Origin of the sequence: Tritonibacter litoralis (assembly GCF_009496005.1) — a bacterium.
In the GTDB taxonomy this organism is placed as follows: Bacteria; Pseudomonadota; Alphaproteobacteria; order Rhodobacterales; family Rhodobacteraceae; genus Epibacterium; species Epibacterium litoralis.
The window spans coordinates 17,338-37,349 of the sequence record NZ_WIBF01000021.1; the positions used below are offsets into that span (position 1 = coordinate 17,338).

At 58.7% G+C, this 20,012-nt stretch carries 22 protein-coding genes; 5 read left to right on the forward strand and 17 right to left on the reverse strand.

Annotation, left to right across the window (positions count from 1 at the left end; translation table 11 throughout):
* Positions 1-25: 25 nt before the first annotated feature.
* Both GFB49_RS19835 and GFB49_RS19840 read right to left on the reverse strand, forming a co-directional pair.
* Entirely contained in the window at positions 26-586 is a 561-nt protein-coding gene (locus GFB49_RS19835; RefSeq protein ID WP_153217895.1) for a SoxW family protein, read from the reverse strand.
* Positions 587-608: 22 nt separating this feature from the next.
* Positions 609-1,349: a cytochrome c biogenesis CcdA family protein gene (locus GFB49_RS19840; RefSeq protein ID WP_153217897.1), complete on the reverse strand. Its 741-nt coding sequence runs from the start codon at positions 1,347-1,349 to the stop codon at positions 609-611.
* Positions 1,350-1,433: 84 nt separating this feature from the next.
* Here GFB49_RS19840 and GFB49_RS19845 point away from each other — a divergent pair, with 84 nt between their 5' ends.
* Genes GFB49_RS19845 through GFB49_RS19855 form a run of 3 tightly spaced genes read left to right on the forward strand, consistent with a single transcriptional unit; the run spans position 1,434 to position 3,292 of the window.
* Entirely contained in the window at positions 1,434-1,796 is a 363-nt protein-coding gene (locus tag GFB49_RS19845; protein ID WP_153217899.1) for a thioredoxin domain-containing protein, read from the forward strand.
* A gap of 18 nt (positions 1,797-1,814) precedes the next feature.
* Positions 1,815-2,186 (forward strand): ArsR/SmtB family transcription factor, encoded by a 372-nt coding sequence (locus GFB49_RS19850; RefSeq protein WP_246149846.1) that lies wholly within the window; start codon positions 1,815-1,817, stop codon positions 2,184-2,186.
* A 53-nt stretch (positions 2,187-2,239) separates the two neighbouring features.
* Entirely contained in the window at positions 2,240-3,292 is a 1,053-nt protein-coding gene (locus GFB49_RS19855) for a YeeE/YedE family protein (RefSeq protein ID WP_343032652.1), read from the forward strand.
* Positions 3,293-3,313: 21 nt separating this feature from the next.
* On the opposite strand, the gene GFB49_RS19860 is transcribed toward GFB49_RS19855, so the two are convergent.
* The 9 genes from GFB49_RS19860 to GFB49_RS19900 are packed head-to-tail and all read right to left on the reverse strand — an operon-like array spanning position 3,314 to position 11,562.
* A complete protein-coding gene (locus GFB49_RS19860) occupies positions 3,314-4,096 on the reverse strand; it encodes a creatininase family protein (RefSeq protein WP_153217903.1) in 783 nt (260 codons plus the stop codon).
* Positions 4,093-5,013, reverse strand: a complete 921-nt coding sequence (locus GFB49_RS19865) for an isopenicillin N synthase family dioxygenase (protein ID WP_153217905.1) — start codon at positions 5,011-5,013, stop codon at positions 4,093-4,095. The genes GFB49_RS19860 and GFB49_RS19865 overlap by 4 nt, the downstream gene beginning before the upstream one ends.
* A gap of 11 nt (positions 5,014-5,024) precedes the next feature.
* The gene (locus tag GFB49_RS19870; RefSeq protein ID WP_153217907.1) at positions 5,025-5,627 is read right to left on the reverse strand and encodes an NAD(P)H-dependent oxidoreductase; all 603 of its coding nucleotides are present in this window, start codon (positions 5,625-5,627) and stop codon (positions 5,025-5,027) included.
* On the reverse strand, positions 5,627-6,205 hold the full coding sequence (locus GFB49_RS19875) for an NAD(P)H-dependent oxidoreductase (RefSeq protein ID WP_153217909.1): 579 nt from the start codon (positions 6,203-6,205) through the stop codon (positions 5,627-5,629). The genes GFB49_RS19870 and GFB49_RS19875 overlap by 1 nt, the downstream gene beginning before the upstream one ends.
* 1 nt (position 6,206) lies before the next feature.
* Positions 6,207-7,610, reverse strand: a complete 1,404-nt coding sequence (locus GFB49_RS19880) for an FAD-binding oxidoreductase (protein ID WP_153217911.1) — start codon at positions 7,608-7,610, stop codon at positions 6,207-6,209.
* A 21-nt stretch (positions 7,611-7,631) separates the two neighbouring features.
* Positions 7,632-8,888 carry a cytosine deaminase gene (locus GFB49_RS19885; RefSeq protein WP_153217913.1) on the reverse strand — a complete coding sequence of 419 codons (1,257 nt, stop codon included), beginning with the start codon at positions 8,886-8,888 and terminating at the stop codon, positions 7,632-7,634.
* 2 nt (positions 8,889-8,890) lie between these two features.
* The gene (locus tag GFB49_RS19890; protein ID WP_153217915.1) at positions 8,891-9,736 is read right to left on the reverse strand and encodes an ABC transporter permease; all 846 of its coding nucleotides are present in this window, start codon (positions 9,734-9,736) and stop codon (positions 8,891-8,893) included.
* Positions 9,733-10,518, reverse strand: a complete 786-nt coding sequence (locus tag GFB49_RS19895; protein WP_246149848.1) for an ABC transporter ATP-binding protein — start codon at positions 10,516-10,518, stop codon at positions 9,733-9,735. Before GFB49_RS19895 ends, GFB49_RS19890 begins: the two co-directional genes overlap by 4 nt.
* Before the next feature lie 57 nt (positions 10,519-10,575).
* Positions 10,576-11,562 (reverse strand): ABC transporter substrate-binding protein, encoded by a 987-nt coding sequence (locus GFB49_RS19900; RefSeq protein ID WP_153217917.1) that lies wholly within the window; start codon positions 11,560-11,562, stop codon positions 10,576-10,578.
* A 203-nt stretch (positions 11,563-11,765) separates the two neighbouring features.
* Between GFB49_RS19900 and GFB49_RS19905 the strand changes: the two genes are divergently transcribed.
* The gene (locus GFB49_RS19905; protein WP_153217920.1) at positions 11,766-12,158 is read left to right on the forward strand and encodes a RidA family protein; all 393 of its coding nucleotides are present in this window, start codon (positions 11,766-11,768) and stop codon (positions 12,156-12,158) included.
* 9 nt (positions 12,159-12,167) lie between these two features.
* Here GFB49_RS19905 and GFB49_RS19910 read toward each other — a convergent pair whose 3' ends face one another.
* From GFB49_RS19910 to GFB49_RS19935, 6 genes are all read right to left on the reverse strand, one after another.
* Complete coding sequence (locus GFB49_RS19910) at positions 12,168-13,160, reverse strand: isopenicillin N synthase family dioxygenase (protein WP_214644991.1); 993 nt, start codon at positions 13,158-13,160, stop codon at positions 12,168-12,170.
* A 253-nt stretch (positions 13,161-13,413) separates the two neighbouring features.
* A complete protein-coding gene (locus GFB49_RS19915) occupies positions 13,414-14,688 on the reverse strand; it encodes an amidohydrolase family protein (RefSeq protein WP_153217924.1) in 1,275 nt (424 codons plus the stop codon).
* Positions 14,688-15,632, reverse strand: coding sequence for an ABC transporter permease (locus GFB49_RS19920; RefSeq protein WP_153217926.1), 945 nt, complete (start codon positions 15,630-15,632; stop codon positions 14,688-14,690). Before GFB49_RS19920 ends, GFB49_RS19915 begins: the two co-directional genes overlap by 1 nt.
* Positions 15,633-15,634: 2 nt before the next feature.
* On the reverse strand, positions 15,635-16,684 hold the full coding sequence (locus GFB49_RS19925) for an ABC transporter permease (RefSeq protein WP_153217928.1): 1,050 nt from the start codon (positions 16,682-16,684) through the stop codon (positions 15,635-15,637).
* Positions 16,674-18,218, reverse strand: coding sequence for an ABC transporter ATP-binding protein (locus tag GFB49_RS19930; RefSeq protein ID WP_153217930.1), 1,545 nt, complete (start codon positions 18,216-18,218; stop codon positions 16,674-16,676). Before GFB49_RS19930 ends, GFB49_RS19925 begins: the two co-directional genes overlap by 11 nt.
* A 1-nt stretch (position 18,219) precedes the next feature.
* Positions 18,220-19,242 (reverse strand): BMP family protein, encoded by a 1,023-nt coding sequence (locus tag GFB49_RS19935; RefSeq protein ID WP_153217932.1) that lies wholly within the window; start codon positions 19,240-19,242, stop codon positions 18,220-18,222.
* Positions 19,243-19,770: 528 nt separating this feature from the next.
* Here GFB49_RS19935 and GFB49_RS19940 point away from each other — a divergent pair.
* The coding region (locus GFB49_RS19940) for an acetyl-coenzyme A synthetase N-terminal domain-containing protein (RefSeq protein ID WP_281347167.1) at positions 19,771-20,012 on the forward strand (242 nt) is incomplete at its 3' end.

Consider the following 20,012-nt stretch of genomic DNA (forward strand, 5'->3'; position numbering starts at 1 on the left):
CAAGTATTGCGTGAAAACACTGCTTTTAGTCCTTTTGCTCCAGAAATTTCCGCGCGTGATACTTTTGAAAGGGTTCCTGCCCCTCATAGCCTTTCTCAACCACCCACGTGAGCAGGTTCAGCGTTGTCCAACGACCAAAAGCGCCGGGCATGCTAACCACTGCGGCTTCCTGGGCTGATACCCCATCCCCCACCTCTTCTGGAAAGAAATACAGGCTGGGCGTGAACAAAGCGCCCCACCGCCGGACCATCTCTTTTTCCGGCAGGACGGTTCCATCAAAATCGGTAACCTCGATATCGCCGAACATATTGATCTGCACGACAAAGAAATGATCCTCGATCATCTGGGCGATGTCCGGTACCACAAAGACTTCTTCGTGCATCTTTGTGCAATAGATACACCCGCGCTGTTCCACCAGGACCATCAATCGTTTGCCTTCGGCATTGGCATCCGCAAGGTCTTCGGCAAGATCCTTGAAAGTGTCGCGCATCCACGGCGCTTTGTGCAGACCGTCATCACCCAGCTCGGCAGCGCTCAGGCCTGTTGCCAAGGCCAAAGCGGCCAGTCCAAGAATAATCCGTTTCATTGTCGATCCTCCCAAATCAATTTCACCCCAACTGGGTAAACCAGGGGATATGCTCCAACATCCACGCCGCAATGAGATTGACCGAATTGGTCGCGATCAGCACGCCAAAGAGGATCAACAACAACCCCATCAGCTTTTCGACCAACCCCAGGTATTTTCGAAAACCCGCCATCCAACGCATAAACGGCCCGATAAACAAAGCGGCCAGAACAAAGGGAAATGTCATTCCCAACCCATAAAGGAACAGCAGCCAGGCCCCTTGGCCTGCGGTCTCTTGGCCTGCCGCCGTAAAAAGGATTGCAGCCAAAACCGGTCCGACACAGGGCGTCCAGCCAAAGGCAAAGGCAAGCCCAATCACGTAAGCGCCAAGAAACCCGACATTGGACACATCCCCCGCATCTGCGCGCAATTGGCGATACAGAATTCCGATCTTCACAACACCCAGGAAATGCAGCCCCATGGCAATAATGAGCGCCGCCGCCCCCCAGCGCAGGATGTCAAAATAGTCTCGCAACACCCCACCAAAAAGCGAAGCGCTGGCCCCAAGGCCTACAAAAACCGTGATCACCCCAAGGGAAAAACAAGTCGCCGAGATCACAGCCCGCAGCCGCACCGCGCGCGAGATATCAGTCCCGGCAGAAATCTGATTCATCCCGATTCCCGCCATGTAGCTCAGATAAAATGGCACGATTGGCAGGATGCAGGGTGATAAAAAAGACAGCAATCCCGCGGTTACAGCCCCCAAAATCGTGACATCAAACATAATACCGCCAAACGTTGCTTTTAGACATTCACACATTAGATTATGTATGATTAAATTGAGACGTCAACAAAAAGGGCAAATCAGATGCTGCGCGCCTCATTGATCATACTGGCCTGTGCCCTGCCGATCTCAGCTGCGGCTGAGACGGTGCTCCTCATGGCTGAAGAAGATGGCTGTGTTTGGTGTGCAAAATGGGATTCTGAGATTTCGCATATCTATCCCAAGACAGCCGAAGGCCGCACAGCGCCGCTGGAACGCTATGATCTGCGCGGAGAGACGCCAGCGTATGAGTTTACCCGCCGAGTCACCTTTACACCGACATTCCTTTTAATAGACGATGGACAAGAGGTTGGACGCATCGAAGGCTATCCAGGAGAAGATTTCTTTTGGCCACTTCTGAACGACCTTTTTGCGCGTGCAGGTATTTCCTTGGATCAGCGCGGTTGACCCATTATGGAAAAGACTATGAGTACTGACATGCCGACCCCGCCCGAGACATCCTCTCGCCTGCCCGTCTTTGACGCAAACATGTGCGCTGAGGATATGGACCGGATGATGGAGAACGCACAGCGTGCGTCCAACTTCTTGAAGGCGATCAGCCACGAGGGTCGTTTGATGATCCTGTGTCATCTGGCGTCGGGCGAAAAATCCGTGACCGAGCTCGAAGAGCTGTTATCCGCGCGCCAGGCTGCGGTGTCGCAGCAACTGTCCCGTCTCCGCCTCGAAGGGCTGGTGACGCCACGCCGCGATGGTAAGACCATTTACTATCGCTTGACAGACGACCGGCCAAAGCAAATCATGGAAGTTGTCTACGACCTGTTCTGTAGGGAGGACTGACCAGCGCAATTCTTGTTGTCGCCGGTCCAAGGGTGGTGACAGGGAGGATCACAGTGCTGGAATGGCTCGGCGAAGCAAACACCGCCGCGCTGGTGGGTCTATTGGGCGGCATCGCTCTTGGACTGGCTGCGCGCATCGGTCGGTTTTGCACACTTGGTGCGATCGAAGACATGCTCTATGGCGGCGACGATCGACGCTTGCGGATGTGGGGGATCGCCATCGGCACCGCCATCGTCGCAACCCATATGGCGGTCGCGTTTGACTTGTTTGATCTCTCTCACTCTGCCTACCTGGATCGGGCTTGGAACCCCGTTGGCACCCTCATCGGCGGGCTGATGTTTGGCTATGGTATGGCGCTTAGCGGGAATTGCGGATATGGCGCGCTTGCCCGGCTGGGCGGCGGGGATCTCAGGGCCTTTGTCATTGTGATTGTGATGGGGCTTTCGGCCTATTTTGTCATGTCCGGTCCGCTGGCCCATGGGCGAGTTTGGCTGTTTCCGGTTGAAACGGGAACAACGCAGCCACAGGGGTTTTCTCAACTGGCCGACCAGATGGGCCTCCCGCCAGGGCTGATTGGCCTGACAGTTGGACTGGGGTTTTTCGCATTGTCCCTGTCGAGTGCGAAAATACGCAGCGCGCCCAAATACATCTTTTGGGGTGTGATCGTCGGACTTGCCGTGACGTCGGGTTGGGTGGGAACATCCTGGATCGCAACCGCAGGATTTGCCGCAGAACCCATTGAAACCCATACGTTTGCAGCCCCAATTGGGGACACCATCTTGTATGGTATGACGGCCTCAGGAAATGCGCTGTCGTTCAGCGTTGGCTCCATTTGCGGCGTGGTTCTGGGGGCTATTCTTGGATCCTGGAGCAAAGGTCACTTCCGCTGGGAGGCCTGCGACGATCCCCGCGAATTGGGCCGCCAAATACTGGGCGCGGCGCTAATGGGCCCCGGCGCTGTGCTGGCGGTGGGATGCAGCGTCGGCCAGGGGATCGCGGCCTTCTCCGTCTTGGCCTTCAGCGCGCCAATTGCGCTTTTGGCCATCCTTGTGGGGGCAGCCCTGGGTCTGAAACAGCTCATTGCAGGCTTTACCACCGCGTCCTAAACCACGCCCTGCCTTTTCCACCTACAAGGTAGCAGGCATATGCGGCGGGGAAATGTCCCGCACCTTGTGCAACAGATCGATGAACCCCGCCACCTGATGCTGGGCCGTGGCCGCGCCTTTTTCTGCGGTCGCCAGGCTTGCATCCCCAACGGTGCCATCCGGATTCAGATCCGAGGCGATCCAACCCCGGCTGACCGGCCCAATGGGCGAGATCGGATCCGTCATTGCAGCGGATTTGAAATTCTGCGCCTGTGTCATGTCCACCGTGTCCGGAAAAAAGCTACGCATCAGCGAGGTCTCAACATCGCCGCCGTGAATACCGTATCGGCGTTCCTCTTCTGTAAACAGACCCTCGGGATGGCCGAAACTGCCCCACTGGCATTTCACCGCCAACATCCCCGCCTGGATCCGCAATTCCCGGCTGAGGATCGAGATCAAATCCAGATTGCCGCCGTGGCTGTTGACGATCACCAGTTTGCGAAAACCGGCGCGGGCGATGGACAGGCCAATCTCGGTCCAGACCTCCAAGGCAGAGGCCGCCGACAGGGTCAACGTGCCTTTGGCCCACAAATGTTCATTGGATTTCCCCACCGCCTGCACCGGCAAGACCCAGGCCTCCAGATCATCGGGGCAAGACCTGCGGAATGTCGCCAGCATGCCTTCCATGATCAACGTATCCGTTCCCACCGGCAGATGCGGTCCGTGTTGTTCGATGGCAGCGGTGGGCAAAATGGCGATGCTGCGATCAGGGTCGATGTGGTCGAAATCAGGGGCGCGGCATTCGGCCCAGTTATAAACGCTCATGTGGGGTCCTTGCTGTCATAGGTCGCCGTCAGCCGCATCCGCAGATAGTCGGCGGCCAAAATGGGGGCAAAGGCGGGGGCACCGGTGCCCGGAAGGGCTGCAATCAGACTGTCTGGATTGGGATCAAGGAAAAACGCAATCGAGCGCCGGGCCCGAGGCGGGGCCAGAACCCGGTGCGGGGTCGAGACATAGGTGTTATTGCTCCACCGCATCAGGCAATCGCCAATATTGACCACAAAGGCACCCGGCACATGGGGCACATCGGTCCAATGGCCACCGCGCGGACGCACTTGCAGCCCCGGCGCATCATCCGTCATCAGCAGTGTGATACTGCCATAATCCGTATGAGCGCCCGCGCCGATCTCATCCGCGAGGCCTTGCGCGGGTGGATAGGACAGCATGCGCAAGGTAGCCATGGGTGCGGTGAAATGCGGAGCAAAGAACCCCGGATCCAGCCCCAGATCCACCTCAAACGCGCGGTGAAGGGCCACGCCAAAGGCCAGCGCCGCGTCATAGTATTGCAAGGCCGTGTCGCGAAACCCCGGCAAATCAGGCCAGACATTGACCCCGCGAAACGGCTCTCCTGCCAGAACCCGTGGGTCATCCACCGCCAGATCAAACCCCACGTTAAACGCCTGTTTCTGATCCACCTGCCCCGAGGTTTCATCCAACCGTTCCGACCCAACCGCCGCCCATCCACGATTGTGCGGGTTATTGGCAATCGACAGCGGTGCCTTGGCCACATCCGGTTGGGCAAAAAACGCATCCGCCTGGGCAAAGAGCTCTTGTACCAGCGCCATCGGCAGCGGATGGTTCGTGATCAGAAAAAACCCGGTGTCCCGGCAGGCCTGCCCCAAAGCGGCGGCAAAGCCTGCGGGATCCGCCGCGTTCTGGTGCCAATCCAAAACAGGTATCATGTCAGCGCCTTTCAATAGGGGGTCAGCAGGTAATCCAGCCGCCGATCCACCCGCACCAGATGTTTGGCGCGGCTTTCGGTGGTGGAGCCGTCCATCAGGTAATGCGCGGCAAAGGCGGTCTTGCACCCCCGCGCGCACAAGGCCCGCACGCCCCGCTGCAAAATGCGTCGCCCCGGCGCGCCAATCATCCGTGTCAGCCACCAGCTGGCCCCGCAAGTGGTAAAGACCCCCAAACGTTCGATATGGCGCAACCCAGGTTCGATATTGCCCCCTTCAGGCGGCGGCATGTGAAACGCAAGGCCAGGCACCAGGACCCGATCCAACCACCCTTTGAGCATCGCCGGAGGCCCATACCACCAGGTTGGATAGACAAAGATAATCGTGTCGCACCATTCCAGCGCTTCGCAGTCTTCCTCGATCCCGGTTCGGTTGAGCGCTTGATCCTCGTAGAACGAATGCCCCTGCGCAGTGAGAACTGGATTAAACTGACGGTCATACAGATCCAGAACCCGGGTTTGCGCGCCAATCAATTCCAGCCGCTTCACCACGCGCTCTTTGACCGCATGGGTAAAGCTGCTGGGGCGCGGATGGCAGTAAACAACCAAAGCTTTCATTACAAACTTCCTATGGTGTGTCGCACCCGCGCCAGATGGGCCTGGCGCGTTGCGTCTGTATTTCGGTTCATATCGTACAGCGGCAAATACCGGGTCGGCGGCATGCCACAGGCATAGCGCAGCGACCGGGTCACTGTTTTGCGCGGCGGATCACCGTTCAGCATGGCCCGCCACCGCGTGCCACCATAGGTCGTGCAGGCCACCAGTTTTTTGACATTTGTCAGCCCCGGGCGGACCTTGCCGTTTTCCAGTTTGAAACTGACCCCCGGCAAATTCACCCGATCCAGAAAACCTTTTAAAATGGCCGGATAGCCAAAATTCCACACCGGAAACACCATCACCAATGCATCCGCTGCCCGCAGACGCTCCACATAGGCCCGCACGGTTTCGATGTTGGATGGCTCGTCGTGATACCCACGTCGTTCCTCGGTCGTGAGCACGGGTGAGAACCCTTCGGAGTAAAGATTGCAATCATCAACCTGCCATCCGCTGTCCCCCAAGGCTTCGATGACGGTTTCATGCACCGCCGCGTTAAAGCTTTCGGGACAAGGATGCGCAAACAGGACCAAGGCACGCATTTTAATCGTCCGCTTCCATCATCTCGGGATAGGCATACATGCGGCTGTAATCCCAATCCGGCGCATCCCATGTGACCATCTTGCCGGGATTTAACAGCCCCTTTGGGTCCGCCTCCCGCTTGAAATCCAGCTGGCGATTGTCCGCATGCTGTCGGCCGCCTTCCTCTAACGTATAACGGTGCGGGTTAAAGATCAGCGCGCCGGCATCCTCGTGGATCTGGATGATCTCTTCCAGCCGTTCCTCGGTGGTGAATTTCACCATCGACAGCCCGGCAAAAGCCACTTTGCCCTCCATCCGGATCGCCTCTAGGTGCTGGATCACCTCGCCATCCGGGAAGGACCCGCGCATTTGCTCCACCAGCTCTTTGGAATTGGGATAACCATAACGCACCTGCAGATAGGTGATCGTTGGGTCTACCTTGAGCGCACGCAAGGTCGTGTGGTTCCAGCCATATTCAAACACCAAACCGGGGCTGCGCGGCCAGTCGTGATCGTCACTGCGGTAAATCATCTCCACCTCGGGGCGACGCGCCAACAGGGTCACCAGCCCCGCCATCGACTGCGGAGCCACCATCAGCCCAACCAGATGGTCATCATCCTCCACAAAAGGGGCCACGCGTTGGAAATAGGATTTGGCGGTTGGCGCCTCGTAGACCGAGGCGATTTTCAACAAAATCCCGTCTGAATTCGCCAGATCCTCGGCCAAGGCCATGGCGGCGGCAAAATCCTTGGTCTTCACAAAGACGCCGGTCCAATCATAGGCCGGCGCCAGCGGCAATTCCAATTCGGTGATAATCCCGTTGGTACCATAGGCATGGGAGACCCGCGCCAGCTCTTCGCCGGTAAATTCCAGCACGCGCGGCTCTTCCTCCATGGTGACAACACGAAGGCGGATGATATTGCCCAGATCCCGCAGCGACCCCCAGGTGACCGATCCAACCCCGCCGGAGCCCCCCGCGATAAAACCGCCGATGGTGGCCGTTGACCATGTGGAGGACACCATCCGCAGCTCGTGGCCTGCCTGTTCCTTGCAAAAGGCATCGAGGTCCTTCAGCAGGCAACCGGGTTCCACCACCACCCGACCGGGTTCGCAGGATTTGACCGCTGTCATATGGCGCAAATGCATGACACAGCCGCCGCGCATCGGCATCGCCTGCCCATAGTTGCCGGTCCCGGCCCCGCGGGTGGTGACGGGCACGTCATGGGCGTAACAGGTTTTCAAAACCTCTATCACCTCGGCCTCGCTGCGCGGACGCACGACAAAATCAGCCCGCAGATGGTCCAGACGTTTCTTGAGCACGGGCGAATACCAGAAAAAATCGCGCGAGGCAGCGGTGATCGCGTTTGGGTTTTCTTCGATATCCAAATGGGCAAGGGCGGCCTTGGCGGCATCGATATGGGTCATCTCAGGTCCTTGGGTCAGGTCTTATTCAAACAAATCATCAAGTTCGGCGTAATCCGGCAGGGTCCGGTCAATCACTGCGCCATCGCGCAGCACAATGCGGTTGGACTGCGGGCGCGCCATCAGCTCGGTCCAGTTGCGCGCGGGGCAGATCACCAGATCCGCCGGTGCTCCAGCGGCCAGGCTGGTGGGCGCGAACCCACAGGCACGCGCAGGCGTGCTAGAAAAGGCGCGGATCCAATCCGGGTCGGAATGATCCAGATGGGCGATCCGGGTGGCCTCGCGCAGGACTTCTATCATGTCCAAGTCGCCATAGGCATAAAACGGATCGCGCGTATTGTCCGAGGCAAAGGAGACAGGAATGCCGCGCGCCTTCATCTCATGCACCAGGGTGACGCCCCGCCTGCGGGGGGTGCGGCCCGTGTCGCGGTCCTGCAGATACATGTTGCACATGGGCAGGCTGACCACATTCAGCCCCGCCTTTGCCACCAGATCCAATGTATCCAGCGCGCGTGTCTCATCCTGAGCAGACAAGGAACACAGGTGGCCCACTTGGATCGGTGCATCAAACCCGGTCTCTAACTTAGCTTCACAGATGGTGCGCAGCGTTTCTGACGTGGGGTCCATCGTCTCGTCCACGTGGAAATCCACCGGCAGATGCCGTTCCGCCGCCAGGGCAAAGAATTTGACCAACAGCGGTTTCAGACCCTCCATCGGATAGGTCACCAGCCCCAAAACGCCACCGTATTGCGCGACCAGATCCGCCGTGTGCAGGAACCGCCCGTCAATCTCAACCCTGTCACAACCGCCCAGACAGGCGGCCTGCAAATCGATCCGTCCGGCCCAGGCGTCACGCAGCTCGGCAAACACCGGCCACGAGATATCATCCTGCCCCGGCGGGCTGTCGAGATGGGTGCGAATGGCGCGGGTGCCATGGGCATAGGCGCAGCGCAGCGCGAAATCAGCCCGGCGGCGCACATCATCGCTGCTCCAATTGGCGTGATCCTCCTTGACCGTGGTCAAGGCTCCCATAAACGTCCCATCCGGGTTGGCGGCCCGCGGCATGATATGGCCCTTGTCCAGATGGGTATGAGCATCGACAAAGGCGGGCAGAACCATGACGCCCGCCATGTCCACCGCAGGCCCGGTTGGGGCCACGATTTTGCCATCAGCGATGCCCAGATCAACCCGTATCAGATCGCCGGGTTGATCCAGCAGGCTGGCTGGAACGGTCACGTTGTTCAGCGTAAATGCGCCGGTGGGAAGGGTTTTAAAATCCATCGTTACTCTCGTTTCAATGCGCTTTCGTGCCAGCGATAAAGGCACAGGTGGCTGATCAGGCTCATGAGCGCGAACACCAGAACACCCATGGCGGAAATCAGGATCAAAGCCGCGTAAAGCCTGCCGAAATTGAACCGGTATGACGCTTCAAGCAGCGTAGACGCCAGCCCCAGCCCGGTGCCTGCCCGGCCAATGACAAATTCCGCCACCACCGCACCGATCAGCGCCAGTCCACCAGCGATTTTCAACCCACCCAGAAAGAACGGCAGCGCCGAGGGCGCAGTCAGATACCGCAGCCGTTGCCAGCCTGTCGCGCCGTAAATGGAAAACAGGTCCTGCAGATTGTGATCGGCGGATTTCAGACCAATAGTGGTGTTCGACAGGATCGGGAAAAACGCCACGATCCAGGCGCACAGCAAAGCCGCCACAAAGGCGCTGTCCACATAGATCTGCAACAAAGGCGCAATCGCCACCACCGGCGTCACCTGCAGTACCACCGCATAGGGAAACAGCGACATCTCAACCCATTTGGACTGGGTGAAGGCCACCGCTAGCCCCACGCCACCAATCACCGCCATCACCAGCGCGATCAGAGTCAGACGCCCGGTGATCACCATGGCGGGCCACAGGATGCCCCAATCCTTGATCATGGTTTCAGCAATCAAGGCAGGCGACGGCAGGATGTAATGGGGCACCTCAGCCAGGGTCACATAGGCCTGCCAGGCCCCGATGGCGAGGATCAGAACCAAAGATGGCAAGGTCCAGCGCGCCAGTTTCAGGATCTGGTCGCGACGCGCGCGGGCCTCTTCTTCGGCGTCCAGAATTGGGCTTGTGTCGACCTGGGTCATGCGGCCACCTCAATCGCTTGGTGCAGGGCATCGGACGCCAGACGCGCATGTTCGGCGTATTCGGCAGAGGTGCGGAACGCCTCGTCGCGGGGATAGGGCGTGTCGACCTCCAATTCGCGGATCACCCGGCCAGGGCGCGCAGCCATGACCACAATCCGGTCCGACAAAAAGACCGATTCAAACACCGAATGGGTGACAAAAATCACCGTACAGCCAATGCGTTCGCGCAATTCCAACAGATCATTGTTCAGCTTGTGCCGGGTGATCTCGTCCAAGGCGGCAAAGGGTTCATCCATCAGGATCAGCCGCGGCTGGGTCACCATGGCCCGCGCGATAGAGACGCGCATTTTCATGCCACCCGACAATTCGCGGGGATAGGCGTTCTGAAACTTCTCCAACCCCACCAGTTTCAGCGCATAAAGCACCTCATCCTTGACCGAATTGTAACTCTTGCCCCGCAGGCGATAGGGCAGCCAGACGTTATATTTCACCGTCGCCCAGGGCATCAATGTGGGTTCCTGAAACACCACACCCAAATCCCCCTCGCCCTGCCCACCGGACCAGGCAATCTGCCCAGATGTGGGCCGCATCAACCCTGCGATCAATCTGAGGGCCGTGGATTTTCCACATCCCGACGGTCCCAAAAGCGAGATAAAATCCCCCTGGTTCACCGTCAGATTCATATTCCTGAGGGCCACAACATCGCCGCGAAATGTCTTTTCCACATGGGACATGCGCAACAGCTCGTCCCGCTGCCCCAAGGCTGCGCGTTTAACCGCCATGTCTTCTTCCTCCCAAAAGGGTGGTGGGCCGGGATCCCCGGCCCGTGGTGCCAATGTTTACTGAAGCAGATCCAGACCAACGCCTTTGCCGACAAACTCGGTGGTAAAGGCGGCCTGATAATCCAGACCGGCCTCGATCACGCCCGCCTCAACCATCTTGTTGTAGAAATCAGAGACCTTCTGCTCTTCGATCAGGCCGATGCCCTTGGTCTCAGCCGCGCCCGAGATCACGATGCCATTGTCCTTCATCTTGGCAATGGCAAAATCGATCTTGTCCTGGGTCATTTCGGGGTTGTCGGACATGATCTGCGCGTTGGCAGCGGCATTGTCCCCATAAAGGTAGTTGTACCAGCCTTTGATCGACCCTTCGACAAAACAGGTCACCTCATCCGGTTTGCTGGCAATGGTGGGCGCCATCGTCTCGATCGTGGTGGCATAGGTCGAATAGCCCGCATCGGCGATCAGGAAAACATCCGGCTCAAACCCGCCTTCTTTGGCCACCAAATAGGGTTCAGACGAAAGGTATCCCTGCATCGCCTTGCCCGTATCCGCCAGGAAGGGCGCGGGGTTGAACGTATAAGGCTGACGCTGCTCGGCGGTAAAGCCATAGGCCGCGATCATCCATTGGTAAAAGCTCTGATAGCCATTGTCGCCGATCAGCAGCTCCAGCTTTTTCAGATCTTCAAAGCTTTCGGCCTGACCCGGATGGGTCACGATCACCTGCGGGTGTTTCTGGAAAATCGCCGCAACCGAGACCACGGGGATGCCTTCCTTGACCGCGTTAAAGGCCTGCAGCAGGTCGCCGCCCATGTGATAATCGATCTTGCCCGCCAAAAGCAGCGCGCGGTTGTTCACTTGGGGGCCGCCGGGCAGGATCGAGACCTTCAATCCGCATGCCTCATAGGTGCCATCAGCGGCGGCCTGATAAAAGCCCCCATGCTCGGCCTGTGCCAGCCAATTGGTGCCAAAGGTGACCTCAGTCGTGCCAGCATGCACTTGCGATGCGCTGATCAACGCCAGGGCGGTAAAGCTCAGTTTTTTCATGTTTCACTCCATGTCGGATTGTGGGTCTGTTTGGGGTGGCCACCTGTTCTTGATGCAGGGGTCCGGGCTGCGCGCCTTTGGGTCAAAGGCGGCAAAATGGTTGAAATTCGGGCATGGGCTGCGGCTGGCCCATGGGATGGGTGCGCGGGGCTTGTGTTGATCCGGCGCGCCGGGTCATTTGGGAGCAACCAAGGAGCCGCCCCATGATCAAAAGCCTGACCCCCACCCAGATGGCCGCACCTTTTGCGCGGTATGCCCATGGTGTTCTTGATCCCGCTTCGGGCCTGTTGCTGACCTCCGGCCAATTGGCGCTGAGCGTTGACGGCACCACACCCATTGGCGCGCAGGCGCAGGCGGATCTGATTTTCCACAATATCGACCTGATCCTGCAGGACGGCGGTGCCAGCCGCGCGGATGTTCTGCGTATCAATGCCTTTGTCACCGGGCGTGAGCATATGGCGGGATATATGGTGGCGCGCGATGCCTGGCTGGCGGATGTGCCACATCTGCCCGCATCCACGCTGATGATCGTTTCGGGCTTTACCCGCCCTGAGTTTGTGGTCGAGATCGAGGTGACCGCGCGGTGTCCGGCTTAGGCCTGTCATTCACCCGGCCTTTCCCGCGAAATTCGCACCCAAACGCATCTGGATGTAATCATGCGCTGTGATCGGCTCGTATTTCTGCGCCGGGCCTTGCAGGACGGTGTCCATATTGGCCTGGGCGAAATAGGCAATGGAATAACGCGCATCCAGGCTTTCGCCTTCTTTGGGCATACGCACCCGATGCAGGTTTGACAGCAGCTGATCATCGCTCCAGCGCATCAACATATCACCGATATTGCAGGTGATGATCCCATCCTGTGGCGGCACATCGGTCCAGCCCAGCACGCGTCCGTCGGAATCTTTGCCCGGACAGACCTGCAAACCGCCCTGCCCGCTGCGCTGATGCAACAACGTCAAACAGTCAAAATCCGTATGCGCCCCAGCCCGCCAGAATTTGAAATCCTCGGGCTTGGCGTCTTTCATATCCAGGTAGTGCAACAGCCGCAAAGTGGACTGGTATTGATCCGAAAGCGGGTCGTGACCGTCGATAAAGACCGCAGGCGACACGCCCAGTTTATCCGCAAAACAGGACAGAACCCGCATGGCCAGCGCCCAGTTATGGCGTTCAAACGCCAACATGCTTGCTTTGAAATCCGGCATCTCGGCTGTATCGGGCCATAGGCCCGCCATCCGCGGCAAGGTGATCTGATAGCTTTCTTTTTGATCCGCCGTTCCAGTCGACGGGCGGACCTGCGCCTTATACTCCCACCCCGCATTGGTGCCGGGTTTCAGGGGCATCTTGGCCTTGGTCGCCTCGGGCTTGGCAAACAGCTGGGCGGATTGGGCAAAGGCTGTGTCGATCAGTTCCTGCGGGATCCCGTGGTTCTTGAGTTGAAAAAACCCAATCTCAGTTGCCGCCTGCCACAGTTCTTCTGTGATGTCGGCCCGCCGGGTGCCAAAATCGGACATATCAATCACCGGTACATCCCGGTCGATTGTTACACCCGTTGCGCCAATACCAGTTTCCTTGCGCAGTTCCGCGAGGTCATGCGTCATTGCATCCATCCTTATCCAGGGGAGCAATGACCTGCGCCACAATGGCACTGCCTGCTTATACTCCAGTCAAAGATCACCGGTCGTGGGCGGCCGGGATCGGATCTATTCAATTGTCATCGTGAAAGAGCGTTCGGCTCTATGCGATCATTGAAACGCAGAGCGGTTTTTCAAAACAAGTTAAGCTTAAAGTTTCCGAGCGTTTTTCCACCGGCCTGTCTATTTTTTCGGCAAGCCGGTGGCGCAGATGTATATTTTAGACATCCATCCGACGGGCCACCACGTCGGGGCGCCCCGGCAGATCAAGCTGCGCATCGCCGCGCGCGCCGCGGGCCACAATCCGACCTTTGGAAATCACCGCCAAGCGCGGGGCCCGCAGGCGCAGCGCCTCGGTTGGCGAACCCGCATCCAGCACCACCAGCGAGGCCTGCGCGCCCACTTTCAACCCATAATCCTGCAGGCCCAGGATCTGCGCATTGGTCTCGGTCACCATGGTGAAACAGCGCGCCATCTCGTCGGGATGGGTCATCTGAGCCACGTGTAATCCCATAAAGGCCACGTCCAGCATGTCTGCCGTGCCCAGGCTGTACCAGGGATCCAGCACGCAATCCTGTCCCCAGCCGACGCGAATACCCATGGCTTGCATTTCCTTGACCCGCGTCAGACCCCGCCGTTTGGGGAATGTGTCATGGCGCCCCTGCAGGACGATATTGATCAACGGATTGGGAATGGCGCTGATCTCAGCCTCGGCCATCAGCGGCAGGAGTTTCGAGACATAGTAATTGTCCATCGAATGCATCGAGGTCAGATGACTGCCTGCCACCCGCCCTTGCAATCCAAGCCGCGTGGTCTCGTAGGCCAGCGTTTCAATATGGCGCGACAGCGGGTCGTCGGTCTCATCACAATGGATATCCACCATCAGGCCCCGGTCCGCTGCGATCTGGCAAAGATCGGTGAGCGAGGCCGCGCCATCCGCCATGGTGCGTTCAAAATGCGGGATGCCGCCCACAACATCCACGCCCATATCCAACGCCCGCAGCAGGTTTTCCCGCCCGTTTGGCGCGCGGTACAGGCCATCCTGCGGGAAGGCGACCAACTGCAGATCCAGATAGCCTTTGACCTTGTCGCGCAGCTCCAGCATAGCCGTCACCGTGTTCAGGTGATTCGGCGTCGTGTCCACATGGCTGCGGATCGCCAAAAGGCCCATGGACACCGCCCAATCGCAGTATTTCAGACCCCGCTCGACCATCTCCTCCACCGTGGCCAGATCCCGCAGCTCGCCCCAAAGGTCGATCCCCTCCAGCAAGGTTCCAGATGCGTTCACCCGCGGCGTGCCATAGGACAGGGTGGCGTCCATATGGAAATGCGGGTCCACAAAAGGCGGCGACACCAAGTCGCCAGTGGCATCGATCACCTCTGCCGCCTCGGCGGTGATCTGCGGTGCAATCTCCACAATCCGGTCTCCGGTGATGGCTATGTCCTGCACCGATCCATCCGGCAATGTGCCGCCTTTGACCAGAATATCCAACATCACCGCTCTCCTTTATTGAATGGCACCATCAGCGCCGCAGGCACAGACGCCCGGCGCGACATCAGGACAAGGGCCAGAATGGACAGGATATAGGGCATCATCAAGAAGATCTGATAGGGCACATGCGCGCCAATCCCGGTCTGTTGCAGACGGATCTGAAACGCATCAAATGCCGCAAAAAGGATCGCGCCCAACAGGGCTTTGCCCGGTCGCCACGCGCCAAAGACCACCAGCGCAATACAGATCCAGCCGCGCCCGTTCACCATGTCGAAAAAGAAACTGTCAAAGGCTGACATGGTCAGAAAGGCGCCGCCCACCGCCATCAAGCCACTGCCAAAGATCACAGCCCCCATCCGAAGGGCCGCCACCGATAACCCCTGGGCCGCGACCGAGGCCGGGCTTTCTCCCACTGCGCGGATCGCCAGCCCCAAGGGTGTGCGATACAGCCCCCAGGCCAAGGCCCCCGCCAGGCCAAAAGCCAGGTAAGTCAGTGGTGTCTGCGCAAAGAGCGCAGGCCCGATGACCGGGATCTTGGACAGGATCGGGATCTCATAGACTTGGAACGCCTCGATCTTGGGCGGGGTTGAGACTTCGGGCAGGGCCACGCGATAGGTGTAAAACGTCAGCGAGGTCGCCAGCAGGGTGATGCCAACGCCCACCACATGTTGCGACAAGCCGAACAGCACCGACAGCACGCCGTGCAGCGCGCCAAAGCCCATGCCCGCCACCATCGCAACACCCACACCACCCCACAGGGGCAGGCCCGCCCAGACTGCAATCCAACCGGCAAAGGCACCGGCCACCATGATCCCCTCGATCCCGAGGTTCAAAACACCGGCACGTTCACAGACCAGCTCACCCAACGTGGCAAAGATCAAGGGCGAGGCGATGCGGATCGCAGCGGCCCAGAAGGAGGCCGACATCAGGATTTCAATGACATCCATCTTCAATCCCTCCGCACGCGAAACTTGGTGATCAAAATGGCCAGAACCGTCAGCAACAGCGCGGTGGCCAGCATAATATCCGCCAAATAAGTGGGCACGCCTGCGGCTCGGCTCATACTATCGGCTCCGACAAAAATGGCGGCAACAAACAAGGCCGCAACCACCACGCCAAGCGGGTGCAACAGCGCCAGCATCGCCACCACAATCCCGGTATAGCCATAGCCCGGCGACAGATCCTGCGTCAGCGAACCCTTGAGCCCCGCGACCTCGGAAAACCCAGCCATGGCGGCAAGGCCGCCGGACAGCAGTGCGGTTTTCAGGATCACCGGGTTGACCGGAATACCCGCAAACCGCGCAGCCTCAGCATTTTGACCCACGGCGCGCATTTCAAACCCCAGTGTGGTGAACCGGTCAATGACCCAGATCGCAGCGGCCGCAATCAGCGCGAGGCCAAACCCCCAATGCAACCGCAGCCCATCGACGATCCGGGGCAAGCGGGCCTCACTCACCAACCGGGCGGATTTCGGCCACCCCATGCCCATCGGATCTTTCAACGGGCCTTCCAGCAGGTAGGACACAAACAAGAGGAAGATAAAGTTGAACAACAAGGTCGTCACAACCTCATCCACCCCCAGCCGAGTTTTCAGCACTGCAGGCACCAGCAACAAAATACCGCCCGCCAGAACGGCCACAACCACAATCAGCGGCAGCAACAGACCCGCTGGCCAGGCAACCGCGCCGGTGCCCAGCACCACGGTGACCACCGCGCCCATGTACAACTGCGCCTCGGCCCCGATGTTCCACAGTTTGGCCCGAAAGGCGACCGCAACCGCAAGACCGGTAAAGATCAGCGGCGTCGCGCGATTGAGGGTTTCCAGAATGGCAAATTTTGACCCCAGCGCGCCTTGGATAATCAGGCCAAAGACCTGAAACGGGTTGCCCCCGGCAATCATCGCCAACAGCGCTGCAATCAGAAAACTGGCGGCAATGGCCACCGCTGGCGGCACCACCCGGCGCGCCAATGTGGGGTTTGAAATGGGTTCAAGACGCATGAGTTGCCTCCGCAAACCCGTCGCCCGCCATCCAGGCTCCCAGACCCGCCGCATCAATGCTGCCGCGCGCGAAACCGGGGCTCAACCGCCCTTCTGAGATCACATGGATCACGTCGCTTAACTTCATAATTTCATCCAGATCCTCAGAGATCAGCAGCACCGCCGCACCACGATCGCGGGCTTCGCCCAGACGGGTATGCACATAATTCACCGCACCGATGTCCAACCCCCGCACCGGCTGGTTTGCCAGGATAATTGTCGGGTCTGTTTCCAGCGCGCGACCCAGGATCAGTTTCTGCATGTTGCCACCTGACAGCAGCCGAATGCGCGTGTCGGGGCCAGGGCAGCGAATATCATAGGTGTCAATCAGCCGCTCGGCATGCACGCGCGCTTTGCGCCAGTTGATCCAGCCGCGATGGGCAAATTCGGTGTTATACTGTTCCAGCATCGCGTTTTCGGTCAGATCAAAATCGGCAATGGTGCCGGTCTTGTGCCGATCTTCGGGAATACGGGCAATGCCATGGGCAAGCGCCTGACGCGGGCTCCAATTGGCGACCTGGACCTCTGCCAATTGCATCTGGCCTGCCGTTGGTGCCAAAAGCCCCGCAACCAGATCCGACAGCGCCGCCTGACCATTGCCAGACACGCCCGCCAGCCCGGTGATCTGGCCGCCATGCAAGGTCATGGTCACATCCCGCAGCGGCACACCGCCCATGTCCGTCCCGGTGCCAACACCCGTCAATGTCATCAGCGCAGGCCCCGCCGGGCGGGTGGCAAATTCCGGCGACTGGGTCGCGCCGATCACCATCAGGGATGCCAACTCTTCACGGGTGGTTTCGGCAGTCTTTCGGGTCGCCGCAAGCCGCCCATGGCGCAGAACCACCACCCGGTCGGCAATCGCCATCACCTCATGCAGCTTGTGCGAGATAAAGACCACCGACAGCCCCTGCTCCACCGCTTTGCGCAGGGTGGCAAACAGCCCATCGGCCTCTTGTGGGGTTAAAACGGCGGTGGGTTCATCCAGGATCAGGATCCGCGCATCACGATACAGCGCCTTTAGGATCTCCACCCGCTGCCGCTCCCCCACCGTCAGGTCAGAGACCAGCGCATCCGGATCTACCGCCAGTTTAAAATCCGCCGCCAGATCGCGAATACGCGCCTTGGCCCCGCGCGCGGCCAGGCTGCGCCCAAACAGCGGCATGGTGCCCAGAGTGATGTTTTCCCAAACCGTCAGGTTTTCGGCCAGGGTGAAGTGCTGATGCACCATCCCAACGCCCGCTTCCAATGCTGCACGCGGCGATCCCGGCGGCAAACGGTGGCCGAACACCTCAACAAAGCCCTCATCCGCCGCATATTGGCCAAAGAGGATATTCATCAATGTGGTCTTGCCTGCCCCGTTTTCACCAAGCAGCGCCACCACTTCACCGCGCGCCAGATCCAGGCTGACGGCATCATTTGCCACCACCTTTCCAAAGCGTTTGGTAATTTTGGACAGGCGCAGCACCATATGCTGCGCCTCAGTTTGACGTGTCATATTACGAGGATTTCGGCTCTTCGTCGTTGATGGTCACCGCAAAGGAGCCATCCTTGATCGCCGCCGTCTTTGCGGCCACCAGATCCAAGGCCGCTTGGGGGATCTTGCCCTCGAATGTGCCATAAGGTGCCAGGGAACAGCCGCCCTCCTGCATAAAGGAATAGACACCGTAATCGGCAGCCGCAAACGTGCCCGACTTGACCGCTGCAATCGCCGCATCCAGCGTCGGTTCAAAATGCCACAGCGCCGAGGCGACAACCGTGTCCGGGTAATCTGATTGCGTATCGATCACATTGCCAATCGCCAGGATCCCCTTTTCCTTGGCCGCATCCGACACGCCAAAGCGTTCCGCATAAAGCATATCCGCGCCGTTCTCGATCATCGCATAGGCGGTCTCTTTTGCCTTGGGCGGATCAAACCAGGACCCGATAAAGGAGACCTGGAATTTGATGTCAGGGTTCATCTCTTGCGCGCCCGCCATAAAGGCATGCATCAACCGGTTCACCTCGGGGATCGGGAAACCGCCAACCATTCCGATATTGCCAGATGTGGTCATAGCGCCCGCAATAATCCCGGACAGATAGGACGCATCCTGGATGTAATTGTCAAAGACGGACAGGTTCGGCAGGCTTGGATCCTCTTTGAACGAAGAGCCCATCAGAAAGGCCACATCCGGATAATCGGCCATCACCTCGCGCGCTTCGGCTTCAACGCCAAAGATCTCACCCACGATCATATCCATGCCCTGTTCCGCATATTCGCGCAGAACCCGCGGATAATCGGTGTTGGCCGTGTTTTCCGAGAACGTATAAGTAATGTCGCCGCGCTCCTGCGCAGCCAAAGCGGCCACATGAATGCGGCTGACCCATTGCTGCTCCACCGGCACGGTATAGATCCCCGCAACCTTCAGCGGTTCTGCCGCCCAAACACCTTGCGGCTGTGCCACCGCCATCACGCCAGCCGCAGCACTTCCGGCCAAAATGGCTCGGCGGCTCATTTTGAATTCATCTGTTTTCAAAGTCATCTTCAGGCTCCCTGTCATTATTATTGCCGCAGGTTTGCATGTTTTCTTGACCAGTTGGAAAAAATTATTCCTCAGACTCTCAATTTTACAGATCTGATCGCTGGGTTGCCCGACGTTTAAGCAGCGCATTCCACCCTCGGCTGACCAAGCCGTTGCCGCGAATCGATTCTTTTCCAGAGCACCTTGATCGGCCCTGTTAGCGCTAAGGCGATTCTCCTGCGACTTAAGTCTCCCAACCTCACAAGCTTCACTCTCCCCATGATTGCAACGTTCGGCGGTGTGCGGCGGGTCATTTCCCCAGCTGCAGCGCCGTCTGAACCCCATCTGCTAACCCTAAGAAAACGTGTGAGACTCTCACGATTTGAAATTTTCTTTACATCATTCACACAATATTCCGAAAGCTATTTTACATTTTTGCTACGTTCTTTCAGTTATTTATTCAGTTCTTTTCAGTTTCGCCTATCCTTTTGACAAAGCTGCGGCTGGAGGGGCGCGGCACCGAACATAGCTCTTGGGAGGAGAGACCGCATGTCAGCTGACGTCACCAACGCCACCTATGCACCGTCCACCGAATTTGTCGCGCAGACCAATGTCACCAAAGCGGCCTATGACAGCCTTTATTCTGCATCTGTTTCTGATCCTGATGCGTTTTGGGGCGAGCAGGCGAAGCGGGTGGATTGGATCAAACCGTTCACCCAAGTCAAAGATGTGAGCTTTGCGCCGGGCAATGTGTCGATCAACTGGTTTGCCGATGGCACGCTGAATGTGGC